The following is a 6,431-nucleotide window of genomic DNA, read 5'->3' on the forward strand; positions in this document are numbered from 1 at the left end:
GCTCTTCCGATCTCTGGTTGCAACTATGGCAAGAGGCGCAGCAACAGCCTGTGGTGTTACCCGCAGCCTTGATCTTAAAGCCAATCGAGAAAGGCAATTCCCACCAATGGGTTGAGCAGGAGTCTCGATGGGTTCTGGTTGAAGACAGCCAAAAACAGGTTTTAAAAGATTGGAATGATACAGGTGATTTTTCTGGTTTTGATATGGCTCAAAATGAAGCGTGTAAATTGCATCGTGACTGGCAGTTCCTTTTGCAGGAACAGGATGCAAGTGCATTGTTGCACTATGCCTGTGATCATTATTCCCATGCCTTATACCAGCCTATTTTTGAATTTTTACGTGTGGAGTAAGACATGAACTCAAAATATCCAGTGTCTTATCAACCGATTCGGGATATTCAGTTTGAAGGTTTACATTTAATTGAAGCCTCGGCTGGAACAGGCAAAACCTATACCTTATCCAGTTTGATGGTGCGGATTTTTCTGGAAAAATACCTGCCGAATCAGGTCATTGCCACCACGTTTACCCGTGCTGCCGCCGCCGAGCTAAAAAGCCGTATCCGTTTGCGTCTGGTGGAGATTCAGCAGTATCTGGAACCGTTACGCAGCGTACTGGAAACTGATATTCACATGCAGGCGGAGCAGGAAACTGATCCACTGAAACAGCATGTGTTAAAAACCTTTGCGCCACGTATCGCCTATGCCTGTGAACGGCTAAAACTTGTGATTGACCAACTGGACGAGCTGTTTGTCGGGACACTGGACAGCTTTAGCCAGAAGCTGTTGCGCGAGTTTGCCTTTGAAAGTGGCAAGATTGAACGTGCCCAAATCACTGAGGATGCCAAGAGCTATACCCGCCAACTGATTCATGATGTGTTACGCGAATGGATTCAGTCGCAGCCACAACAGGTGATTGATTTTTTATATATGAGTCAGCAACTAAAGAGCGTAGATCAGTATATTAAAGTGGTTGAAGAAAGTTTGAATTTTAGTTCAGCACATTTGAAACAAGTAGATTTGCCTGTGTTTAGCACCGTTGCGTTTGAATCATGCTTGCATCAGTTCGCAGTAACTTCTTCGCAGTACTTACAAGAATTACAGGATTATTATCTACTCAATGGCGCATATTATAAATTTATTAATAAAAAGGCTTTTGCAAAAGATCGTTTTCATTTCATTTTTCAAACAGGCTTAGTTCGGCTGGCTCAGCAAATTCAAGAGCAGGGCATAAATATCTATTTTGATCAAAACGCGTTCAAAGACGTCGATGTTTTATTTTTAGATTCTAAAGGACGAGCTCGAAGCAGTATTTTTAATAAATGTGATCAAAGTATTCAGGACTGTTTTTACCAGCATCCTTTGATTCAGTTATTAAAAGATATTTGGGAGATGAAACTTAAAATTCAAAATCATTTAGATCAATTCAATACCTATTTACAGTTTCATCTTTGTCAGCAAGTCAAAAAGCGTTTGCCTCAAGTGTTGCAACAAAAAGGTGAAACCACTTTTGCCCAGCAGATCAAAACCCTGTCAGATGCCTTAAAGGGCGAACAGGGACAACATTTTGCGGTATTTGTACAGGCACGTTATCCCTTAATTCTGGTCGATGAGTTTCAGGATACCAATCAGGATCAGGATGATATGCTGGCGAGCATCTGGCGGCATCCACAGCGTTACCAAAAGGGCTGCATGATTATGGTGGGTGACCGTAAACAGGCGATTTATGGCTTCCGTGGCGGCGACATGCTGACATTCCTGAATGCCTATCAGGATATTATGGCGAAGCAGGGGCGTGAATATAAGCTGATCCACAACCACCGTTCGGTCAAAGAACTGGTTGAAGTGGTGGATGTGCTGTTTCAGCGGCAAATGGATTTTGGCGAGCAGGTGATCTATGACCCAATTCAGGCTGGTTCACGTCCACATCCTGCCCTGATTGACAAGGAACAGTTCAATCTAGCACCGTTGCGCTGGCTGCAACTGCAAGAGGGCAATGAGCAAGCGACTCAAGTGGCCTGGAAAATTCAAAGCTTATTGAATCAGGCGCATTTGCAGCAGCTATGCCTGGATGGTGAGATACGCAAAGCCATTTGTGAAGATGATATTGCGGTGCTTTCCCGTAGCCACCGACAACTGGACGAGGTTCAATATGCACTGGAATACTTGGGAATTCGTGTGAATCGTCCCTCAAAGCGCAGTGTGTTTGACTCAAAGATTGCACAGGATATAGGCGCTTTACTCACGGCGTTGCTTGATCCTTATGATGAAGCCAAGCTCAAACGGGCTTTACTCAGCCGTTTATTTGGCTTTGATCTGGCTCGATTATTGGCCTTAGAACAAAGTCCAGAGGGTCTGAGCCATTATATCCAGCAATTCGATGACATCCGTGAGATGTGGCTGAATCAGGGCTTTTTATCGGCATGGCAACGTTGTTTAAATCAATTTGAAATTTGGCAGCAACTGGTTGCCACCCAGAGCAAGGACAATGAACGGGCAGTGGTCAATCTGCGCCATCTCACTGATATCCTGAGTCAGCACAGCGAGCATGTGCAGGGGGCACAAAACCTCTATCACTGGTATTTAAAGCAGCTCAATTCACCAAGTGACCGTGAATGGGAGCTGGAACATAAGCTTTCCAGTGAAGCTGGGGTGCAGTTAATGACTATCCACCAGTCCAAGGGTTTGGAATTTAAAATCGTCTTTTTACTTGGAGCAAATAAAGCAGCACCAGACTCAAAAAAAGAGGCTTTAAATTTTTCAACCACGGAAATCCAGTTACCAGAAACAGGGCAGACCCGAATGCAACGCGTGGTGGCGATTGCGGATAAAAACTTTCTGCAACAGAATGAGCTGGATCAGCACCAGCAACGGGCGCAGGCTGAGCAGAACCGTTTGTGGTATGTGGCGCTGACCCGTGCCAGTCATCGGGTCTATGCGGTGTTTGAACCTGAAAAGGGAGATAAGAACAAACTTTCAGGATTGGCATTCTGGAAGAATCAGGGTGAGGCATTCCAGCATCCACACTGTCTGGATGAAGCTCTGGTTTTGGAACGACCACAGGCTCTCCACCGCCAGCAACAGACCCAACAAAGAATCCCACTTTCTGCTCAGCCTTTACCTATGCAGCGTTTTTATGCACGAGGCAAGACCAGCTTCAGTTATCTGGCACAGCATTTAAGACACAAGGCCAGTCATGCGGATCGTCTGGCCAATATTGAGCAGAACTTTGATCAGGCTGAAGATGAGCTAAACGTTATACTGACAGCATTTGCGCCTGTTTCCCAACCAATCGCGTGGATTAAGCAATATTTTCCGAAAGGAACACTGGCTGGAAATTTCCTGCATGAGATTTTTGAGCAGATTGATTTTCAGCGACCTGAAACATGGGTTGAGGAAATCCGCCGCCGTTTTAAGAATACCTATCAAGGCTTATGGTTTGACTTGCTGGATCAATACCAGAATCACTTTCCAGCACGGGAAAATTCAGAGCAGCAACTATACCAATGGATTGCGGTATGGTTGGGTGAGGTATTGGCCACGCCACTGAACGATGGTTTCCAATTAAAACAATTGCTGACAGGACAATATCTGTCGGAATGTCCATTTTATCTGGCCTTGTCGGATCGTGTGCTGGCCATGCAGCGCGTACAGCAACTGTTCACAGAATATGGCATCAGCATGCCTGAATTACTGGAGGCGAAATCTGCCCGTTACTTAAATGGCTCTATTGACTTGGTCTATTTTGACGGTCAGCGTTATCACATTGCTGATTATAAAAGTAACTATCTGGGCGCTGAACAGGCAGATTACCAGCCTAGCCAAATTGCAGATAGTATGTCGCTGTCGAGCTACTGGTTACAGGCGGCCTTGTATCTGGTGGCACTGCACCGTTATCTGAGCGTGAAACTACAGAATTATCAGATTGAGCAGCATCTGGGTGGGGCATCCTATCTGTATTTGCGTGGCATGAATGGACAGGCGCAGCAGGGCTATATGTACTGGAAACCTGATGACGAATTTATCTTGCGTCTGGATGCCATCCTTGGATACTTCTCTGAGGATAAAATGGCCAAACCAATGTAGATAAAAGTAAAGAATTTAGATTAAACAGTAGATTATCATGTGGATAAACATGTTTATAACCTTGTGGACAAGCGTGTGGGTAAGTTTGAGGATAACTCTGTGGACAAACAAATAAATAATCAGTCAGCAACCGTAGGCTGGCTTGAGATGTGGAGTAGCTATCTCACACAGGCACCATTTTCCCAATCAGCTCAGGCAGATGGTGCAGCGCAAATCTTACAGCAACTGATTGAGGCCAGCCTGCAAGGCGACAGTTGTATTGAGGCAAATCCAGCACAGCTTGAGGCACTGGGCGATCTGGTGGTTTGCAGCGATGTTGCAGGCACTCAGGTTGCCCCATGCGTCCATGATCAGCAGGGCTTGGCATTATACCGATATTGGCAACTGGAACAACGCCTAGCTGATCAGATTTGTCGATTAAAGCGACAAACGATTCAGTTGCTCGATACAGCACCTTATCAGCACTTGCTCAGCGATGAACATCAGCAGGCCGCCCTTAAAATGGTGATGCAGCAATGGCTGAGTATCATTACAGGGGGGCCAGGAACAGGCAAAACCTATACGCTGGCTCGTATTATCGCGGTACTGAACCAGATGATTCCTGACCTGCGCATTGCGATGGCGGCACCGACAGGCAAGGCAGCCCAGCGTATGCAGGAGGCCTTGCAACATTCATTGAATGACCCCAAGCTGCTTGAGTCGGGATTGGTCACCGATGAACTGCGCCACCAAAGCACCCAGACCCTGCACCGTTTGCTGGGTATAGGCAATCGGCAGATCCCACGTTTTCATCAAAAGCAGCCTTTGCCCTATGATGTGATAGTGGTGGATGAAGCCTCCATGCTGGACTTGAATCTGGCAACCCTGTTGTTTGAGGCGGTGCCTGAAAACTGCCGCATTATTTTACTGGGTGATGCCAATCAGCTGGCTTCTGTGGATGTGGGTTCTGTACTTGCAGACTTACAGCAGGTGCAGGGCTTGGCTGAAAACCGTGTCCGGTTGCAAAAAAGCCGCCGTTTTGCGGGTGAGGCAAAAATTGGACAGTTGGCAAGATTTATTCAGGCCCAGCAGCAGCCAACACAACATGCTCAGGTATTGACCAGACTGCAACAGGAGATTGCTGCACCTAGCAGCTTGCAACCGATTGCATTATCCAAAGACATGTCAGACTTTATTCAACTGGAATATTTGCCCAAGTATGGTGAGTTCGAAATTGAACCCTATCAACAAAAGCTGATGTATGGGTTTCAGGGCTATGTTGAGGCACTGCAACACTATGTGCAGGGCGATGAACCAGAACCGTATATCCAGCAGGTGATACACGCATTTGATGATTACCGAATTTTAACCGCCGTTCGACATGGGCAACTGGGATTGCAGCAACTGAACCGTTATGCTGAACAGTGGCTCAATCAGCAGCTTAAACAGATTGCGGTGGGCGACTGGTATGTGGGCCGTCCCGTGATGATGACCTACAACGACTATCAGCTTGGAATCTCCAATGGAGACATTGGCATTTGTTTTAAACATAGAAGCCAATCTCAGCAGTTTGAGGTGTATTTTCCAAGTCTGGATAAATGGATTGCTGCACACCGCTTACCTCGTAACATGCAAACTGCATTTGCGCTCACCATTCACAAATCACAGGGCTCTGAATTTACCCATACCGCGATTGTTCTGGATGCCCCCGCAGAGAAGTTACTGAGTCAGGAACTGATTTATACCGCAGTGACGCGCGCAAAAAAAGTGGTCAGTATTCTGGCCGATTCAGGCACCTTGCAACAGGCGCTTACAATTCGAACAGTTCGCCGTAGTGGTTTAGTACAAAAGATCAATTTTGCTGGATTATAAAGTTATTCTTTAAAATTCACCGTTTTGTAAGAAAAAGCTTACAAGGATTCGAGATATTGTCGCTAGAGCAAGCCGAATGTTTTTGAGATTATGGAAACACAACGAATCTGGCACGGAAAGCTAGATAAATCGCAAAACGATAATAAGAAAGTCTGAAAGACAGCGAACTTACAGTGAGGTAAGTGATAAAAGAGGAAACTTACAGCCGCTAAGCCTTGTAGTTTTGGGAGAGACTACAGGGCTTTTTTATTTTTATCCATATTAAATGAATAAAATCATGATAAATATTGGTTTTATTTTAACCAGTATTGTTTAAACTCTACTTGTTCAAGCATTGCGTCAGATCGGTTGCATGTCTTGTCCATGCACATTTATCTAGTGAAAAATAACGGCAACATCTAAAAGCTACGGTATCGTTGTTTGACAGCTTTTCTGGATTATTCAGTTAAATGTTATAAAGAACCGTACGTTTTTGCTTACAAAGAGATGAGAGAAATC

3 protein-coding genes are annotated in these 6,431 nt (G+C 45.4%); all 3 read left to right on the plus strand.

The window, feature by feature from the left end; genetic code table 11:
* On the plus strand, positions 1-350 hold a 350-nt coding region (locus tag B4H32_RS00570), incomplete at its 5' end, for a hypothetical protein (protein WP_286799092.1).
* 3 nt (positions 351-353) lie between these two features.
* Positions 354-4,082 (plus strand): UvrD-helicase domain-containing protein, encoded by a 3,729-nt coding sequence (locus B4H32_RS00575; RefSeq protein ID WP_286799098.1) that lies wholly within the window; start codon positions 354-356, stop codon positions 4,080-4,082.
* A 147-nt stretch (positions 4,083-4,229) separates the two neighbouring features.
* The gene (gene recD / locus B4H32_RS00580; protein WP_414630942.1) at positions 4,230-5,933 is read left to right on the plus strand and encodes an exodeoxyribonuclease V subunit alpha; all 1,704 of its coding nucleotides are present in this window, start codon (positions 4,230-4,232) and stop codon (positions 5,931-5,933) included.
* Positions 5,934-6,431 lie beyond the last annotated feature (498 nt).

The organism is Acinetobacter sp. UBA2063, assembly GCF_002333245.1.
GTDB lineage: Bacteria > Pseudomonadota > Gammaproteobacteria > Pseudomonadales > Moraxellaceae > Acinetobacter > Acinetobacter parvus.

Excerpts from the sequence above, each read along its gene's own strand:
- B4H32_RS00575 (WP_286799098.1), top strand. The coding sequence starts at position 354 with ATGAACTCAAAATATCCAGTGTCTTATCAACCGATTCGGGATATTCAG.
- recD (WP_414630942.1), top strand. The coding sequence starts at position 4,230 with ATGTGGAGTAGCTATCTCACACAGGCACCATTTTCCCAATCAGCTCAG.